The following is a 17,029-nucleotide window of genomic DNA, read 5'->3' as shown; positions in this document are numbered from 1 at the left end:
GGCTCGTTCGCCGCAGGGCGGGGCCGGGCCCCGGATTTGCGCGTGCGGCGCGCAGGGCGTCCGCACCCATCCTGAGTACGGTCCGTCGCGTGTGCATCCCGCGTTGTGTGGGGAGCGCTTCCAGGGCGGGCCGGCTGCGGTGCCCGATCCGCGGGTGCCGGCACCGCGTGCCGGGACGGGTGCCGGTGCTTCGTGCGCTAACTCAGGCTCGCTCTGCGTGGCGGAGGGCCCAGGCCCGGATTCCTGGGGTGCCCGGGGGAGGGATCTCTCATCCATCCTGAGTTACGGCAGGGCGCCGCTGACGCCAGCGCCGGTGACGCTGAGGGGCGCGGCGGGGGTTCGCGCGGGTGCGGTCGTCAGACGAGCAGCTGGTGGCGGGCGAGGTCGCGGTAGAGCGGCGTCGACTCCACCAGCTCGGAGTGCGTGCCCTGACCGATGACGCGCCCGTTCTCGAGCACGACGATCAGGTCGCTGTCGACGACCGTCGACAGGCGGTGGGCGATGACGATGAGGGTGCGCCCGGCGGCCACCGCGTCGATCGCGTCGCGCATGCGCTGCTCGTTGAGCCCGTCGAGCGACGACGTCGATTCGTCGAGCAGCAGGATCGGGGGAGCCGCCAGCAGCGCACGCGCGATAGCGAGGCGCTGGCGCTCGCCGCCCGAGAGCATGACGCCGGCCTCTCCGACGGGTGCGTCGACGCCGAGCGGGTTGCGATCGAGCACGTCGCCGAGGTTGACCGCGTGCAGCACGCGTTCGATGTCGACATCGGATGCTTCGGGGGAGGCCAGTCGCAGGTTCTCGGCGATGGTGCCGGCCAGGGTCGGGGCGTCCTGCTCGACGTAGCCGAGACGGCTCCGCAGCTCGGCGCGGTCGAGGGCGCGCACGTCGGTGCCGTCGAGGAGGATCGCACCCGCCGTCGGGTCGTAGAAGCGCTCGATGAGGGAGAGGGTCGTGCTCTTGCCCGCACCGGACGGACCGACGAGGGCAACGCGGGCGCCGCGCGGCACGGTGAACGACACTCCGCGCAGCACCTCCCCGTCGAGCGCGTGAGGCGCGTCGGGGTCTCCGGCGGGCAGGTCGATGGCGGCGGTGGCGAGGTGGGCGGTCTCGAGCGCGGCGAGAGCCTCGGTCTCGGCCTTCCGGCGGGCGGCGACGACGTTCTCCGGGTAGGCGAAGTGCACGTCGCGGAACTCGATCGCGGCGCCGGAGTCGGCCGGGGCGGCCGCAGCATCCGCCGTCACGCGTGCCGCGATCGCCGCGTCATCCTGCGACTCGACAGGCAGGTCGATGACTTCCTGGATGCGCCCGAGCGCGCCGAGCGCCTGGTTCACCGAGGTGATCGCGCCGAAGAAGCTGCCGAGCGGGCCGACGAGGAAGAACAGGAACATCACGAAGGTCACGAGCGAGGCGATCGTGATGGCCCCGTCGGCGACGCGGTAGCCGCCGACACCGAGCACGACGAGGAGCGAGACCTGCAGCGCGACCCCCGCGATCGGCACGACGAGGGCCGAGACCTTCGCGATGCGCACACCGATCCCGTAGGCCTCGCCCGCGGTGGTCGTGATCGAGGACTCTTCGCGCTCGGTGGCGCCGGAGGCGCGCACGGTGCGGATCGACCCGACCGCGCGCTCCACGCTCGAGGCGAGCTCGCCCACCTTCTCCTGCTGCGTGGTCGTGGCCTTGCGGATACGGCCCGACAGCACGGTGACACCGGCGATGGACACTCCGATCACGACCACGATGAGAACGAGCAGCACGGGGTCGATGATCGCCATCGCGATGATCGCTCCGACGAAGATGAGGGCGTTGCCGACGCTGTCGGCGAGACCCTGCGTGAGCACCGCGTAGAGAAGCGTCGTATCGGTTCCGACCCGCGAGACGAGGTCGCCGGTGCGACGCGCGTCGAACTCGCTGATCGGCAGGTGGAGGATGCGGGCGATGAGCTTGCGACGGCTGGAGTAGACCACGGCGGTGCCGGTGCGCTGCAGCAGGTAGTGCTGGTAGCCGGAGATGATCGACGACACGACCACGAGCGCGACGATCGCCCACACCAGCGCACCCAGCGTCTCGCCGTTCTGCACGAGCTCGATGACCTGGCCCACGAGCAGCGGCTGGGCGAGGGTCGTGCCCGCGCCGATGACGCTCAGAATCGCGACGATCACCAGCACCCTCTTGTGCTCGAAGAGGAACGGCAGCAGCTGGCGGAAGCTCGCGCGGGGGCCGTCGTCGGGGGAGCGGCGGCCGCGGCGTGCGCGTACGGGGGTGGACATGCCGGTACCTCGTTCGATCGTCGTCGGGTGTATCCCTTCGACCGTACTTCGTCTCGGGGTCCCCGCGCCGACGTCGCGTGCCGAGGCACGCAGAAGGCGGATGCTGCGGGGCGAGGCGCCCGCGCAGCATCCGCCTTCCGTGATGCTTCTACAGCGAGCCGGTGGCGCCGAGCCCGAGATTCTCGTCGTAGTCGATGTCTTTCGTCTCCTTCGACAGCAGCAGGGCGATGAAGGTCAGCACGCCCATCGCGGAGAGGTAGACGCCGACGAGCCACGGGTTGCCGTCGCCCAGCTGCCAGAGCCACAGCGCGACGATCGGCGCGAGCGCCGCTCCGAGGATCGACGACACGTTGTACGAGATCGCCGACCCCGAGTACCGCACGTTGGTCGGGAAGAGTTCGGGCAGGAGCGCGCCCATCGGACCGAACGTCGCGCCCATGAGCATGAACCCGAGAACGAGGAACGCCTGCGTGAGTGCGCCGGTGAACTTCGGGTCGGCCTGCGGCAGCAGGAAGATCGAGAACGTCAAGCCGAAGGCGATGATCGCGCCCGTGACCCACAGCAGCAGCCGTCGGCGCCCGATGGAATCGGCGATCGGGCCGGAGAGCAGCGTGAAGATGCCGAAGAAGACCACACCGATGATCTGCATGATGACGAAGTCGGTGTAGCCGAAGCCCAGGCCGGGGTAGAACTGCGCGGCGAACGCCGTGGCGTCGTAGGGCGCACCCCCGTTCGCGGCCGCGGTCTGCGCGGCGGCGGCCGCCGTCTCGAGGCTTGCCGCCTTCGTGCCGTACGACAGCGTGAAATTGGTCATCAGGTAGAAGAGCACATAGGTCGCCAGCATGATGAACGTGCCGAGGATGAGCGCCTTCCAGTGGTGGCGCACGACGACCGCGAGCGGGAACTTGCGGATCGTGCCCTTCTGCTCGGCCTTCGTGAACGACTCCGACTCGACGAGCTTGAGGCGCACCCACAGACCGATGATCACCATCACGGCGGAGAAGAGGAACGGTACGCGCCAGCCCCAGGCGAGGAAGTCGGCTGAGCGCTGGCCGGCGCCACCCGGGTGGGGGAGAGCGAAGTTGATCAGCAGGAACACGGTGTTCGCGATGATGAAGCCGATCGGCGCACCGAGCTGGGGGAACGTGCCGTACCAGGCGCGCTTGCCCTTGGGGGCGTTCTCGGTGGCGACGAGCGCCGCGCCCGACCACTCACCGCCGAGCGCGAAGCCCTGGGCGAGGCGCATGACCAGCAGCAGGAACGCCGCCCACGGCCCGATCTCGTTGTGCGTCGGCAGGCATCCGATGAGGAACGTCGCGACGCCCATCGTCAGCAGCGACGCGACGAGGGTCGCCTTGCGGCCGAACCGATCGCCGAAGTGCCCGAAGACGATGGCGCCGATCGGCCGCGCGATCATCGCGGCGCCGAACACGCTGAACGACAGCAGCAGAGCCGTGGTGTCGTTACCGGTGGGGAAGAAGAGGATCGGGAAGACGAGTACGGCGGCCGTCGCGTAGACGTAGAAGTCGTAGAACTCGATCGTCGTGCCGACGAGGCTCGCGGTGATGACGCGCGAGCGCGGGTTCGCGGGCTTGGCGGCCGCGCGGGTGGAGGAGGGGGAGGATGCGGGGGAGGTCAAGAGAGGGCCTGTCGATCAGCGCGGGGAGACGCACGTTCTGCGATGCGTCGCGGTGGGCGGCCGTGGGCGCGGGGTCTGCGCCGGGGCTCGACGCCGGGTCACCGAGTGCGGCGGCCTGGTCGCCGACACACGGTGAACGATCCTATGCCGCTCGCAGACCCCTCGGCGCCGTCAGCCCGCGCGCAGCTGGCGCAGGACGAGCGCGGTGCGCACCGCAGCATCCGCCGCTTCGGCTCCCTTGTCTTCTTTCGAGCCCGGCAGTCCCGCCCGATCGATGCCCTGCTGCTCGTCGTCGAGGGTCAGCACGCCGAAGCCGACCGGGCGCCCGGCGTCGATCGCGACCCGGGTGAGCCCGTCGGTCGCCGCCGACGACACGTACTCGAAGTGGGGGGTGCCGCCGCGGATGATCACGCCGAGGGCCACCACCGCGTCGGCGCCGGCTTCGAAGGCCGCCTTCGCCGCGACGGGCAGCTCGAACGAGCCGGGGACCCGCACGAGGCGCCAGTCTGCTCCCGCCGCGTCGAGCGTGCGCTCGGCCCCCGCGATCAGTCCATCGGTGATCGCGTCGTGCCAGGTGCCGGCGACCACGACGATCGACAGCCCCTCTCCACGCAGGTCTCCCGTGATCGGTGCTCCCTTGCCGCTCATGAACCGGCCCCTTCCTTCATCTGCTCGAGGGCATCGCTGAGGTCTTGCTCGGCGATGATGTGTCCCATCCGGTCGCGCTTGGTCGACAGGTACTGGTGGTTGTTGGGTCCGACGCCCACGAGGAGCGGCACCTGCTCGACGATCTCGAGCCCGAGGTGACGCAGCTGCGAGACCTTGTCGGTGTTGTTGGTCAGCAGGCGCACGCGCTCGACGCCCAGGTCTGCCAGGATGCCGGCGGCCGCCGCGTAGTCGCGAGCGTCGGCGGGGAGTCCGAGCGCCAGGTTCGCATCGACGGTATCGAGCCCGCGCTCTTGGAGGCTGTACGCCCGAAGCTTGTTGATGAGACCGATGCCGCGGCCCTCGTGCCCCCGCATGTAGACGACGACGCCGCCCTCCTTGTCGATCGCGTCGAGCGCGGCATCGAGCTGCGGGCCGCACTCGCACTTGAGCGACCCGAAGGCCTCGCCGGTGAGGCACTCCGAGTGCACGCGCACCAGCGGCGCCTCGCTGGAGAGGTCGCCGGAGACGACCGCGATGTGGTCGGTGCCGGTGACGCGGTCCTTGTACGCGAGGAAGCGGAACTCGCCGTGAGAGGTGGGAACCTGGGCCTCGGCGCGCAGGCTCACCCGACGCTTGTGGCGGTCGGCGGATGCTGCCGGAGCGGGCGCGATCTGGTCGAGGTGCGCGATGAGCTGCTCGATCGTGATGACGGGGATGCCGTCGCGCTCGCCGAGTTCCAGAAGGCCGGGGAGGCGCATCATGCTGCCGTCCTCGGCGACGATCTCGGCGATGGCGCCGACGGGCGAGAGGCCGGCGAGCTGCATGAGCTCCACGGCGGCCTCGGTGTGTCCGCTGCGCTCGCGCACGCCACCGTCGACCGCGCGCAGCGGCAGGATGTGGCCCGGGCGGTGCACGCTCGTCGGAACGGACTCGGGGTCGGCCAGCACGTTGAGCGTGTGGGCGCGGTCGGCCGCACTGATGCCGGTGGTGACGTTCGTGGCGGCGTCGACGCTCACCGTGTAGGCGGTGCCCCGGGCGTCCTGGTTGACTTCCACCATCGGGGGGAGGTCGAGGCGGTCGGCCCATTCGGCGGGCATCGGCGCGCAGATGAAGCCGCTCGACCAGCGCACGGTCCAGGCGATCCATTCGGCGGTCGCCCGTTCGGCGGAGAGGACGACGTCGCCCTCGTTCTCGCGGTTCTCGTCGTCCGAGACGATGATGGGGCGGCCGGCGCGGAGCGCGTCGAGAGCCTCGGGGATGCTGGCAAGGCTCATCGCGAGCCTCCTTCGGTCGTGGATGCGGAAAGCGCCCCGTCGGCGGCGGGCGAGGAACCGGCCCCGCTCGCTGCGGAAGAGAAGCTGAACAGGCGCTGCACGTGGCGCGCGAGGATGTCGGTCTCGAGGTTGACGGGGTCACCGACGTCGGCCGACCCGAGCGTCGTCGCCTCGAGGGTCTCGGGGATGAGGGAGACCTCGAGCCACGGGGCCGATTCTTCGGGGGCGCTGACGGCGCTCACCGTCAGCGAGATGCCGTCGATGGCGATGGAGCCCTTGTCGACGACGAGCGGTGCGAGGGCCGCCGGGATGCCGACCCGCACCACGCGCCACTGCTCGCCCGGTCGCACCTCGCGCACCTCGCCGGTGCCGTCGATGTGACCCTGCACGATGTGGCCGCCGAGGCGGCCGTGCGCGGCGGTGGCTCGCTCGAGGTTCACGGGCCGGCCGGGAGCGACACCGGCGAGGGTCGACATGTCGAGCGTCTGCTTCATGACGTCGGCGGTGAACCAGTCGGCCCCCTGCTCGACGACCGTGAGGCATACGCCGCTCACGGCGATCGAGTCGCCGTGGGTGGCGTCGGAGACCGCCACGGGCGCGTGCACCGTGAGCCGCACGCCGTCGCCCGAGGGTTCGACGGAGGTGACCGTGCCGATCTCTTCGACGATTCCGGTGAACATCAGAGGTCTCCTTCGACGGCGGGGTGCGCGACGACCAGGAGGTCGTCGCCGAGAGCGGTGACGGATGCCGCGCGCAGCCGGTGCGCTTCGGCGATGGTGGAGACACCGATGTCTCCCACGGCGAGCCGGTCGCCGCCGAGCAGGACGGGGGCGACGTACACGAGCATCTCGTCGGCGAGGCCGGCGCGGACGAACGCGCTCGCGAGCGTCGGGCCGCCCTCGACGAACACGCGCTGCACCCCGCGCTCGCGCAGGTCGGCGAGCACGGTGTCGAGGTCGCGCGTGGCGAAGAACAGGGGATCGATCGGATGACGGCGCACCGCAGCATCCGTCGGCACCTCGGCCGAGCCGATGACCACGGGCCGCGGCTGCGCGTCGTACAACGAGCCGTCGGATCTGCGCGCCGTCAACGCCGGGTCGTCGGCGAGGAGCGTGCCGGTGCCGACGACGATCGCGTCGGCCTCGGCGCGACGCCGGTGCACGTCGGCCCGTGCCTCCGGCCCGGTGATCCACTGGCTCGTGCCGTCGGCGGCCGCCGCACGGCCGTCGAGGCTCTGCGCCCACTTGACGGTCACACGTGGTCGGCGCAGGCGCTGCACGTCGAGCCAGCCTCGCAGGAGGTCCATCGCCTCGTCGACGAGGACTCCGCCTTCGACCTCGACGCCGGCGGCACGCAGACGCTCGGCGCCACCGGCGGCGGCGGCGTTGGGGTCGGCGATCGCGTAGACGACACGTTCGACGCCGGCCTCGATGAGCGCGACGGCGCAGGGCCCGGTGCGCCCGGTGTGGTTGCAGGGCTCGAGGGTCACCACGGCGGTCGCGCCGCGGGCGGCTCCCGGGTCGAGCTTCGAGAGCGCGTCGACCTCGGCGTGGGCAGTTCCCGCTCCGCGGTGCCAGCCTTCGGCGATGACGTCGCCGGCGGGGGAGAGGATCACCGATCCCACCTGGGGGTTCACGCCCCGCGGACCGCGCCGGGCGAGACGCAGCGCATGCCGCATGGCCTCGAGCTCGGCGGTGGTGGCCATCGGTCCTGTTCCTTCCGGTGAATCCCCGGGGGTCAAGACGCAACGGCACGGCGTACCGTGCGTGCCTCCTCCCATCCGGACTGACGACGATCGCTCGTCGCATCACCGTCGGTTCCGGAATTCCACCGGATCAACCCGCAGCATCCTGTCGGATACCGCGAGTTCGCGGACTGTCACCGCCGGTTCGGATTCTCACCGACCCCGGAGCACGTGTGTGTTGGGTGCGATTCTAGTCAACGCCCGTCTCGACGTTTCATTCCCCCGTCGTGCGCGGTCATTTCAGCAGGCGCGACAACCGGCGATCGGCGAGGATCTTCCCTCCGGTCTGGCAGACCGGGCAGTACTCCAGCGAGTTATCGGCGAAGAACACGCTCTTGACCTCGCCGCCGCAGACCGGGCAGGTCTCGCCGCGGCGGCCGTGCACCCGCATCCCGCGTCGTTTCGCGTCTTTCAGTTCGGCCGGGGGCTTGCCGCTCGCGGTGGTGACGGCCTCGGCCAGCGTGTCGCGCAGCGCGCCGTAGAGGCGGTCGACCTCCTCGGCGCTCAGGCCCGCGGCGAGAGCGTACGGCGACATCTTGGCGGCGTGCAGGATCTCGTCGGAGTAGGCGTTGCCGACCCCGGCGATGATCGACTGGTCGCGCAGCACGCCCTTGATCTGCGTTCGCCGATCGGCCAGCAGCCCGGCGAACGTGTCTCGATCGAAGCCCGGATCGAGCGGATCGGGTCCGAGTCGGGCGATGCCCGGCACATCGGCGGGTTCGCCCACGACATACACCGCGAGCGACTTCTTCGTGCCCGCCTCGGTCAGGTCGAAGCCCGACCCGTCGGCAAGACCGACGCGCAGCGCGATCTGCGTCTTGCCGGGGCGGATCACGGTCGACGGGAGCGTTTCGTACCACCGCAGCCAGCCGGCCTTCGCGAGGTGGAAGATGAGGTGAGCACCGGCGTCGGTGGCGATGTCGACGAACTTGCCGCGCCGCTCGACCCCGGTCACCCGGGCACCGACCAGCGCCGTGATGGGCGGATCGTAGGTCTTCAGCGCCGAGATCGCGCTGACGCTCGCCCGCGTCACTTCCACCCCGACCACGCGTCCGCGGAGGAAATCGACGAGGCCCTGCACTTCCGGCATCTCCGGCATGCGCCCATCCTCCCACGCACCGCCGACCCCCGGCCGTGCGCGCACCCTTTTCGCGCTCCCGGCTTCTGCCCGAACTCAGGATGAGAAACCGCGGGGGTCGATCGAGCACCGCGGTTTCGCGGACGCGGTGGTGGGCGCCCCGATTCAGCCTGAATTCGTGCGAGAAGCGTTCCTCCACAGCATCCGTCGGGCCCCCTGTCATCCACGGATGTGCACCGCGCGTCCACGGGCTTGCTCCTGCGGGCGATCGTCGCGTGATGAACATCGACTTCCTCCACCGCTCCGACCTCGTCCGTGACGGATTCCGTCGCGCCGACATCGACGCCGCCCTCGCTCTCGGGTACCTGGTCCGGGCGCGCCGTGATCACTACCTTCCCGGCGACACGGCCGAGTCGATCATCCGCGCCGTGCGTGTGGGCGGGCGCCTCACGTGCCTGTCGCTCTTGTCGATGCTGTCGGTCTTCGTTTTGCGCCACGGCTCATTGCACGTCCACCTTCCGCGCAACGCCTCGCGCCTGCGATCCCCGCATGATCGACGGCGCGCGCTGTCGTCGCGGACGAGGCGGGGCGTTCGACTGCACTGGCTTCCCTTGATGATCCCGCCCGGGCAGTCGGCGTGCGTATCGATCCTCGACGCGCTGGCTCACTCCGTGCTCTGCCAGGCGCCGCGTGCTGCCGTCGCCACGCTCGACAGCGCTCTGCACCAGGGATTGGTGCGCATGGACGAGGTCGCCGACATGTTCCACGCTCTCCCTGCCAAGTACCGCGTGATTCTCCCGCTGCTCGATCCGCGCTCCGAGTCGGGGCCGGAGACGATCATGCGGCTGATGCTGCGGGCCCTCGGCTGCGAGGTGAGGGTCCAGGTGGCGTTCGATGGCATCGGACGTGTCGATCTGGTGGTCGACGGCTGGCTCGTCATCGAGTGCGACAGCCAGGAGTTCCACTCCGGCTGGGAGAGCCAGGAGCGAGACCGTCGCCGTGACATCCTGCTCGCGGCTCGCGGATACACGACGCTGAGACCGACCGCGAAGATGATCATGGACGAACCCGAACTCGTCCTGGCTGCGGTCAAGCGCATGCTCGCGAGCGGTCCTCGGTGACCGCGCGCGGGAGCCGCGCTCGATGACGGCGTCCGCTCGATGACGGCGTCCGCGCGATGGTCGTCGACCGCGCGACCGTAACTCAGGCGCGTTGCGCCCGAGCGGCGCGCGCACCGCGACGAATCAGGGCTCGATCAAGTGTTGGTGAGAATCATCCTGAGTTGTGGCAGTGAGGCCGGCCCCACGAGGTGCCACCCGGGGGTCACACGCGGCGCAGCAGGCCCATCCGGTCGTAGACGTCGCTGAGGGTGCGGTTGGCGACGGATGCTGCGCGCCCGGCGTTCTCTGCGAGCACCCGGTCGAGCTCGGCCGTGTCGTCGAGCAGCGCGAGAGCGCGCTCGCGCACCGGCTCGAACTCCGAGACGACGACCTCGGCGAGGCCCTTCTTGAAGTCGCCGTAGCCGCGGCCGGCGTACTCGTCTTCGATCGCGGCGATCTGTCGTCCGCTGAGGGCCGCGTAGATCACGAGCAGATTCGACACCCCGGGCTTCGCCTCGCGGTCGAACCGCACGACGCCCTCGCTGTCGGTGACGGCGCGCATGATCTTCTTCGCGCTCTTGGACGGCTCGTCGAGAAGCCACAGCACACCGGCGTCGGATTCCGCCGACTTCGACATCTTCGCCGTGGGGTTCTGCAGGTCGTAGATGCGGGCCGTGTCGCGCTGGATCACCGGCGTCGGAACGGTGAAGGTCTGCCCGTAGCGGGAGTTGAAACGCTCGGCCAGGTCGCGCGTGAGCTCGATGTGCTGCTTCTGATCGTCGCCAACGGGCACGACGTCGGTCTGGTAGAGCAGAATGTCGGCGGCCATCAGCACGGGGTAGGTGAAGAGGCCGACGTTGGTGGCGTCTGCGCCGTAGCGAGCCGACTTGTCCTTGAACTGCGTCATGCGACCGGCTTCACCGAATCCGGTGATCGTCGACAGTGCCCAGGCGAGCTCGGAGTGCGCCGAGACGTGCGACTGCACGTACAGGGTCGATCGCGACGGCTCGATGCCCGCCGCGATGTACTGGGCGGCGGTGCGGCGGGTCTTCGCCCGCAGTTCGGCCGGGTCGTTCGGCTGGGTGAGCGCGTGCAGGTCGACGACGGAGAAATACGCGTCGTACGAGTCCTGCAGTTCCCGCCACTGCATGAGCGCCCCGATGTAGTTGCCGATCTGAAGCGAATCGGCCGAGGGCTGCATGCCGGAGTACAAACGCGGTTTGATCACCGCCCAATCCTAGGGCGGGTGATCGGATGCGGCGTCAGCCGCCGTGCGACGCGGGCGCGGGGAGCGTCAGAGGCCGAGGGTGTAGTCGGCCACCACGGGAGCGTGGTCGCTCCAGCGCGTGTCCCACGAGGGGGCCCGGCCGATGCGGTAGTCGGTGACGCGCTCGGCGAGGGCGGGGGTGGCGAGGTGGTAGTCGATGCGCCAGCCGGTGTCGGTGTCGAAGGCCTTGCCGCGGCTCGACCACCACGTGTACGGGCCGTCGACCTCTCCGGCGTGGCGGCGGCCGATGTCGATCCAGCCGAGTCCGGTGCCGACGCTGCCGTCGACGCCCGTCACGGTCGCTCCGGCCTCGCCGAGGAAGCGATCGAAGTAGCCGCGCTCACGCGGGAGGAAACCGGCCTTCTTGACGTTGCCCTTCCAGTTGCGGATGTCGAGCTCGCGGTGACCGACGTTGAGGTCGCCCATGATCACCGCCAGCGGACGCTCGGCGGTGAGCTGCGGCATCCGCTTCTCCATGGCATCGAGGAAGCCCCACTTCGCCTCCTGCTTGGGGGTGCCGACCTCGCCGCTGTGCACGTAGGCGCTCACGACCGTCACGGGCTCGCCGTCGATGTCGAAGTCTCCCTCGATCCAGCGGCCGGCGGAATCGACCGGATCGGAGCTGAGCGATGTGCGCACCTCGACGGGAGCCACCCGGCTCGCGATCGCGACGCCGGCGCGGCCCTTCGCGAGGGCCTCGTCGTTGACGATCTCCCACCCGGGGAGTGCGGTGCGCAGGTCGTCGGCGGTGGCGCGCACCTCTTGGATCGCGAGGATGTCGGCATCGGCTTCGGCGAGCCAATCGTTCATTCCGTTGCGGACGGCGGCACGGATGCCGTTGACATTGATGGAGACGATACGAACGCGGCGAGACACGACCGCAAGCCTAACCGCGGCCCCCGACACGGCCGGGGCGACTGCCACACCGTGCTGCTCACGACGGTACGAATCGATGCCGTCATTCGCAGGAAGGCGCCACATTCCGGCACACGAGCGAACGAGAGACGGGCGAGCGGGCTCAGTCGAGGAAGGTGCTCGAGGCTCGAGGAGGGGCGGATGCTTCGGCCTCGGCGAGCTCGTCGCGGAGTCGGTTCACCTCGCGCGTGGCCCACCACCGGGCGTACCAGGGCGCGTCGCCGAGCTCCTGCTCGGCGTCACGCAGGCGCACCTGCGCGGCGGTGACGAGCGCGGCGCGCTCGGCGGCCACCCGCTCGTCCTCCGACAACAGCGACATGCCGCGGTCCTCGGCGCCCACGGCGATCCACGCGGCGGCGACGAGAATCACGATCCCGTTCAGGCGGAACCAGAGGAGGAACCCGATGAAGATCGCGAACGTCGCCAGAAGGGGGTTGGTGGGGGAGTAGACGAAGAGGAAGCCCGCGGCGATCTGCAGAGCGACCATCGCGCCGCCGCCCAGGAGCGAGCCCGACCAGATGCGCCGCCACGAGAGCGAGGCGCCGGTGAGAAACCGGAACATGGCCGCCAGGGCGAGGGTGTTGACCCAGAACGCCACCACGAACGCCAGGACGCGACTGAGGACCCGTACCCAGATCGATTGGCTGTCCCAGCCGAGCAGCAGAAAGATCAGCTCGATTGCGCCGGTGGCGATGAGTCCGAGTCCGGCGCCGACGATGAGCGCCACCCCGAACAGCGCGGCGGCGAGGAAGTCGCGGGCTTTCAGCAGTACGTAACTGCGCCGGTCGAACGGCAGGCCGAAGGTGTCGCGCACGGCGCGGCGCGCGTAGGTGATGAATCCGATGGCGGTCCAGATGACCACGACCGCCGCGACGATACCGGTGACGGTGAGAAGGCCGGTACTGCCGGCCGCGACCGCTTCGACCTGCTCGGGCTTCACGAGCCCGTTCTCGCTGATGATCTGCGGGATGTAGCGGTTGATCAGGTCGATGAGCGCCTGCACCGACTCCTTGCTGCCGCCGAGCCACAGGCCGGCGAGGGCGAAGGAGAGATAGATGACGCCGAAGATCGCGAAGAGCGACTGATAGCTGATCCCGGCCGCGAGCAGGAACCCGTTGTGCTGCAGGAAGTGGCGCCAGACGCGGATCGGAAACCAGGCGAGGGTCTTCCTCGTCAGTTCGGTCGCTTTCTCGATCGGCTCGTCCAGTCGCTCGCGCAGCGCCTGCAGGCGCTCCCCGGACGCGTTGGAGTCTGCCACCGGATCAGACTACCGAGCGCGCGAGGCGAAGCGCCGTCGGACGACGAGGACGGTGACGAGCGCGAGGCCGGGAAGCAGGAACGCGACCCCGACCCCGGTCGCGTCGCCGATGAGGCCGACGCCCACGGCCCCCAGTACAGCGCCGGCGTAGGTGAAGAGATTCACCCGGGCGATGACCTCGTCGGCGCGTGCGGGGTCGAGGTCGCCGGCGGCGGCGAAGGCGACGGGCACGAGCACGCCCGTCGCCACACCCGCAAGCGCGAACCCGACGACCGCCGCGGCCGGCAGGGGGATCGCGGCGATCACGACGCATCCGACGATCGCAACCACCGCCGACAGTGCTGCCAGCGCCCTCCGGCCCAGCCTCGTGACGAGGGCGTCGGTCGCCAACCGCGTCACGAGAACGGCGCCCTGGTATGCGGCATAGCCGAGAGGGGCGATCACGGCGGCGGTGGTGAGGGTGTCGGCGAGGTAGACCGTGCTCCACGTGCTGACGGCCGCGTCGAGGGCGAAGGCCGCGAGGATGACCGAGCCGAACACCCAGATGCCCCGCCGCGGAAGCCGTGACGAGCCGGATGCTGCGGCGGTCGGTCGCTCCGTCGAGAACCAGCGGGTTCCCGCCACCGCTGCGCCGGCCGCGACCGCGCAGGCGACCAGGAGCGGCATCGCCGACGCCGAGGACGCTGCCGCACCGGCGACGAGCACCGCCCCGACGATCGCCGCGGCGGTGTAGACGGCGAAGAGTCGTCCGAGCACGGGGCGCCCGCGCGAGCGCTGCAGCGCGACGCCCTGCATCGCCGATGCCGCGTCGACGCACCCGAGCCCGAGGCCGTAGACGGCGAAGGCCGCGAGGAACGGGGGAAGAGGGGTCAGGAGGGCGATCAGCGGCAGAGCCGCGGCCTGCAGGAGGAGGCCCGTCACGAGCGCCGCGCGGCTACCGGCGCGAACGGCGATGACGTCGGCGAGCACGGATCCGGCAGCGGCGGCCACGCTGACGCCGAGCACGATCACCGCGACGGCCGCGTCGTCGATGCGCACCTGATCCTTCAGCGAAGGAAGAGATGTGACGACGGCCGCATAGCCGAGGCCCTGCGCCGCATACGCCGCGCCGATCGCGGCACCCGCCGGTCGCCGCATCCGCTCGTCCACGCGCACAGGCTAGCGCGCGGACGATCCCTCAGGGAGCGAGTGTCAGCGACCGCCGCGCAGAACCGCCTGCTTGACCTCGGCGATGGCCTTCGTGACCTCGATGCCGCGGGGGCAGGCCTCGGAGCAGTTGAAGGTCGTGCGGCAACGCCAGACGCCTTCCTTGTCGTTGAGGATGTCCAGACGCACGTCGGCCGCGTCGTCGCGCGAGTCGAAGATGAAGCGGTGCGCGTTGACGATCGCGGCGGGGCCGAAGTACTGGCCGTCGGTCCAGAAGACCGGGCACGACGAGGTGCAGGCGGCGCAGAGGATGCACTTGGTGGTGTCGTCGAAGACCTCGCGGTCGACGATGGACTGCACGCGCTCCTTGCCAGGCTCGGCCTTGGTCTTGGAGATCAGGAACGGCTGCACGTCGCGGTAGGAGGCGAAGAACGGCTCCATGTCGACGATGAGGTCCTTCTCGAGGGGAAGACCCTTGATCGCCTCGACGTAGATCGGCTGCGAGATGTCGAGATCCTTGATCAGCGTCTTGCAGGCCAGGCGGTTGCGGCCGTTGATGCGCATCGCATCGGAGCCGCAGATGCCGTGGGCGCACGAGCGGCGGAAGGCGAGCGAGCCGTCGACCTCCCACTTGATCTTGTGCAGCGCGTCGAGCACGCGGTCGGTGGGGTAGAGCTCCACGTCATAGTCGACCCAGCGCGGTTCGGTGTCGGACTCCGGGTCGAAGCGACGCACGTTGAAGGTGACGATGAACGACTGGATGCCGGTGTCGGCCGTGGTCTCGGAGGCCTCCGCCGTGGCGTCCGTCGTGTCGATGACTGTCGATGCCATGGTCAGTACTTCCTCTCCAGGGGCGGGTAACGCAACTCGCCTGCCTCGTTCTTCGTGAAGACCACCGGCTTCCAGTCGAGCTCGATGTGGTCGGAGGCGAACGACGAGTGGGGGTCGCCCGTCAGGTAGGCCATGGTGTGCTTCATGTAGTTCTCGTCGTCGCGCGTCGGGTAGTCGTCGCGCATGTGGCCGCCGCGGCTCTCCTTGCGGTTGAGTGCGGAGTACACCACGACCTCGGCGAGGTCGAGCAGGAAACCGAGCTCGACGGCCTCGAGCAGGTCGGTGTTGAAGCGCTTGCCCTTGTCGTCGACGTGGATGTTGTTGAAGCGGGTGCGCAGATCCTCGATCGTCGTCAGCATCCGGGTGAGGGACTCCTCGGTGCGGAACACCTGTGCGCCCTTGTCCATCTCGTCCTGCAGAGTCTTGCGGAGGACGGCGATGCGCTCGGTGCCGGGGTTCGCGCGCAGACCCTCCATGAGCTCGCGCACCTCCTTGGCCGGGTCTTCGGGAAGGGGCACGAACTCGGCCGTCTTGACGTACTCGACCGCGTTGCGGCCGGCGCGCTTGCCGAAGACGTTGATGTCGAGCAGCGAGTTGGTGCCGAGGCGGTTCGAGCCGTGCACCGACACGCAGGCGCACTCGCCGGCGGCGTAGAGGCCGGGGACGACGGTGGTGTTGTTGCTCAGCACCTCGGCGTTGATGTTCGTAGGGATGCCGCCCATCGCGTAGTGCGCGGTCGGCATGACGGGCACCGGCTCGACGACGGGGTCGACACCCAGGTAGGTGCGGGCGAACTCGGTGATGTCGGGGAGCTTCGTCTCGAGCACCTCCGCGCCGAGGTGGGTGCAGTCCAGCAGCACGTAGTCGCGGTGGGGGCCTGCGCCGCGGCCCTCCGCGACCTCCTGCACCATGCAGCGCGCGACGATGTCGCGCGGCGCGAGGTCTTTGATCGTGGGGGCGTAGCGCTCCATGAACCGCTCGCCGGAGGCGTTGCGGAGAATCGCGCCTTCGCCGCGCGCGCCCTCGGTGAGGAGGATGCCGAGGCCCGCGAGGCCGGTCGGGTGGAACTGGAAGAACTCCATGTCTTCCAGCGGCAGGCCCTTGCGCCAGACGATGCCGACGCCGTCGCCGGTGAGGGTGTGAGCGTTGGAGGTCGTCTTGTAGATCTTGCCGAAGCCGCCGGTGGCGAAGATGACGGCCTTCGACTGGAACACGTGCAGCTCGCCGGTCGACAGCTCGTACGCGACGACACCGGCGATCTGGGTCGCGCCCGCATCGTCGACGACGGTCACGAGATCGAGCACGTAGAACTCGTTGAAGAAGTTGATGCCCAGGCGCACGCAGTTCTGGAACAGCGTCTGGAGGATCATGTGGCCGGTGCGGTCGGCGGCGTAACAGGCACGGCGCACGGGAGTCTTGCCGTGGTCGGCGGTGTGGCCGCCGAAGCGTCGCTGGTCGATCTTGCCCTCGGGCGTGCGGTTGAACGGCAGGCCCATGTTCTCGAGGTCGATGACCGCGTCGATCGCCTCTTTCGCGAGGATCTCGGCGGCGTCCTGGTCGACGAGGTAGTCGCCGCCCTTGACGGTGTCGAACGTGTGCCACTCCCACGAGTCCTCTTCGACGTTGGCGAGCGCCGCGGCCATGCCGCCCTGCGCCGCACCGGTGTGCGAGCGGGTGGGGTAGAGCTTCGAGATCACCGCGGTCTTGGCACCGGGGCCGGCCTCGATCGCCGCGCGCATGCCGGCGCCGCCGGCGCCGACGATGACGATGTCGAACTGGTGGTAGTGCACTCCGTCTTTGACGACGGAGTCCGAGCTGGTCTGGGTGCTCACGGGGAGATGCCTCTGCTGTCGGTGACG

Annotated in this window: 14 protein-coding genes and 1 riboswitch; of the genes, 1 reads left to right on the top strand and 13 read right to left on the bottom strand. The window is 69.8% G+C overall.

Going from position 1 to position 17,029, the window contains the following annotated elements; all coding sequences use genetic code 11:
* Nucleotides 1–356 precede the first annotated feature (356 nt).
* From ABTU82_RS04080 to ABTU82_RS04050, 7 genes are all read right to left on the bottom strand, one after another.
* A complete protein-coding gene (locus tag ABTU82_RS04080) occupies nucleotides 357–2,270 on the bottom strand; it encodes an ABC transporter ATP-binding protein (RefSeq protein ID WP_407171900.1) in 1,914 nt (637 codons plus the stop codon).
* 148 nt (nucleotides 2,271–2,418) lie between these two features.
* Nucleotides 2,419–3,909, bottom strand: coding sequence for an MFS transporter (locus tag ABTU82_RS04075; protein ID WP_407171898.1), 1,491 nt, complete (start codon nucleotides 3,907–3,909; stop codon nucleotides 2,419–2,421).
* A gap of 171 nt (nucleotides 3,910–4,080) precedes the next feature.
* Complete coding sequence (ribH, locus tag ABTU82_RS04070) at nucleotides 4,081–4,557, bottom strand: 6,7-dimethyl-8-ribityllumazine synthase (protein ID WP_116645985.1); 477 nt, start codon at nucleotides 4,555–4,557, stop codon at nucleotides 4,081–4,083.
* Entirely contained in the window at nucleotides 4,554–5,831 is a 1,278-nt protein-coding gene (gene ribA / locus ABTU82_RS04065; RefSeq protein WP_116645986.1) for a GTP cyclohydrolase II, read from the bottom strand. Before ribA ends, ribH begins: the two co-directional genes overlap by 4 nt.
* Nucleotides 5,828–6,511 carry a riboflavin synthase gene (locus ABTU82_RS04060; protein WP_116645987.1) on the bottom strand — a complete coding sequence of 228 codons (684 nt, stop codon included), beginning with the start codon at nucleotides 6,509–6,511 and terminating at the stop codon, nucleotides 5,828–5,830. Before ABTU82_RS04060 ends, ribA begins: the two co-directional genes overlap by 4 nt.
* Nucleotides 6,511–7,536, bottom strand: a complete 1,026-nt coding sequence (gene ribD / locus ABTU82_RS04055) for a bifunctional diaminohydroxyphosphoribosylaminopyrimidine deaminase/5-amino-6-(5-phosphoribosylamino)uracil reductase RibD (protein ID WP_116645988.1) — start codon at nucleotides 7,534–7,536, stop codon at nucleotides 6,511–6,513. The genes ABTU82_RS04060 and ribD overlap by 1 nt, the downstream gene beginning before the upstream one ends.
* 58 nt (nucleotides 7,537–7,594) lie before the next feature.
* Nucleotides 7,595–7,749, bottom strand: a riboswitch (FMN riboswitch).
* A 61-nt stretch (nucleotides 7,750–7,810) separates the two neighbouring features.
* The gene (locus ABTU82_RS04050) at nucleotides 7,811–8,674 is read right to left on the bottom strand and encodes an Fpg/Nei family DNA glycosylase (RefSeq protein ID WP_407171895.1); all 864 of its coding nucleotides are present in this window, start codon (nucleotides 8,672–8,674) and stop codon (nucleotides 7,811–7,813) included.
* Between the two features lie 257 nt (nucleotides 8,675–8,931).
* On the opposite strand from ABTU82_RS04050, the gene ABTU82_RS04045 reads away from it, so the two are divergent.
* Nucleotides 8,932–9,774: an endonuclease domain-containing protein gene (locus ABTU82_RS04045; protein WP_116645990.1), complete on the top strand. Its 843-nt coding sequence runs from the start codon at nucleotides 8,932–8,934 to the stop codon at nucleotides 9,772–9,774.
* Between the two features lie 202 nt (nucleotides 9,775–9,976).
* Here ABTU82_RS04045 and trpS read toward each other — a convergent pair whose 3' ends face one another.
* The 6 genes from trpS to sdhA form a co-directional block, all read right to left on the bottom strand.
* Nucleotides 9,977–10,981 carry a tryptophan--tRNA ligase gene (trpS, locus tag ABTU82_RS04040; protein WP_116645991.1) on the bottom strand — a complete coding sequence of 335 codons (1,005 nt, stop codon included), beginning with the start codon at nucleotides 10,979–10,981 and terminating at the stop codon, nucleotides 9,977–9,979.
* 66 nt (nucleotides 10,982–11,047) lie between these two features.
* The gene (locus ABTU82_RS04035) at nucleotides 11,048–11,896 is read right to left on the bottom strand and encodes an exodeoxyribonuclease III (protein ID WP_407171894.1); all 849 of its coding nucleotides are present in this window, start codon (nucleotides 11,894–11,896) and stop codon (nucleotides 11,048–11,050) included.
* A gap of 142 nt (nucleotides 11,897–12,038) precedes the next feature.
* On the bottom strand, nucleotides 12,039–13,193 hold the full coding sequence (locus tag ABTU82_RS04030) for a YihY/virulence factor BrkB family protein (protein ID WP_407171892.1): 1,155 nt from the start codon (nucleotides 13,191–13,193) through the stop codon (nucleotides 12,039–12,041).
* A gap of 9 nt (nucleotides 13,194–13,202) precedes the next feature.
* On the bottom strand, nucleotides 13,203–14,342 hold the full coding sequence (locus ABTU82_RS04025) for an MFS transporter (RefSeq protein ID WP_407171891.1): 1,140 nt from the start codon (nucleotides 14,340–14,342) through the stop codon (nucleotides 13,203–13,205).
* 42 nt (nucleotides 14,343–14,384) lie between these two features.
* A complete protein-coding gene (locus ABTU82_RS04020) occupies nucleotides 14,385–15,170 on the bottom strand; it encodes a succinate dehydrogenase iron-sulfur subunit (protein ID WP_187266873.1) in 786 nt (261 codons plus the stop codon).
* 2 nt (nucleotides 15,171–15,172) lie between these two features.
* Nucleotides 15,173–17,002 carry a succinate dehydrogenase flavoprotein subunit gene (gene sdhA, locus ABTU82_RS04015; protein ID WP_116645995.1) on the bottom strand — a complete coding sequence of 610 codons (1,830 nt, stop codon included), beginning with the start codon at nucleotides 17,000–17,002 and terminating at the stop codon, nucleotides 15,173–15,175.
* Nucleotides 17,003–17,029 lie beyond the last annotated feature (27 nt).

The sequence above is a fragment of the Microbacterium deferens genome (assembly GCF_045517775.1).
In the GTDB taxonomy this organism is placed as follows: domain Bacteria; phylum Actinomycetota; class Actinomycetes; order Actinomycetales; family Microbacteriaceae; genus Microbacterium.
Note: the sequence above shows the minus strand (reverse complement) of the source record. Positions and strands in the feature narration are given on the sequence as shown.

What these genes read in the sequence shown, in the direction of transcription:
- ABTU82_RS04080 (WP_407171900.1), bottom strand. Translation starts at nt 2,270, where the DNA reads ATGTCCACCCCCGTACGCGCACGCCGCGGCCGCCGCTCCCCCGACGAC.
- ribH (WP_116645985.1), bottom strand. Translation starts at nt 4,557, where the DNA reads ATGAGCGGCAAGGGAGCACCGATCACGGGAGACCTGCGTGGAGAGGGG.
- ribA (WP_116645986.1), bottom strand. Translation starts at nt 5,831, where the DNA reads ATGAGCCTTGCCAGCATCCCCGAGGCTCTCGACGCGCTCCGCGCCGGC.
- ABTU82_RS04060 (WP_116645987.1), bottom strand. Translation starts at nt 6,511, where the DNA reads ATGTTCACCGGAATCGTCGAAGAGATCGGCACGGTCACCTCCGTCGAA.
- ribD (WP_116645988.1), bottom strand. Translation starts at nt 7,536, where the DNA reads ATGGCCACCACCGCCGAGCTCGAGGCCATGCGGCATGCGCTGCGTCTC.
- ABTU82_RS04050 (WP_407171895.1), bottom strand. Translation starts at nt 8,674, where the DNA reads ATGCCGGAGATGCCGGAAGTGCAGGGCCTCGTCGATTTCCTCCGCGGA.
- ABTU82_RS04045 (WP_116645990.1), top strand. Translation starts at nt 8,932, where the DNA reads ATGAACATCGACTTCCTCCACCGCTCCGACCTCGTCCGTGACGGATTC.
- ABTU82_RS04020 (WP_187266873.1), bottom strand. Translation starts at nt 15,170, where the DNA reads ATGGCATCGACAGTCATCGACACGACGGACGCCACGGCGGAGGCCTCC.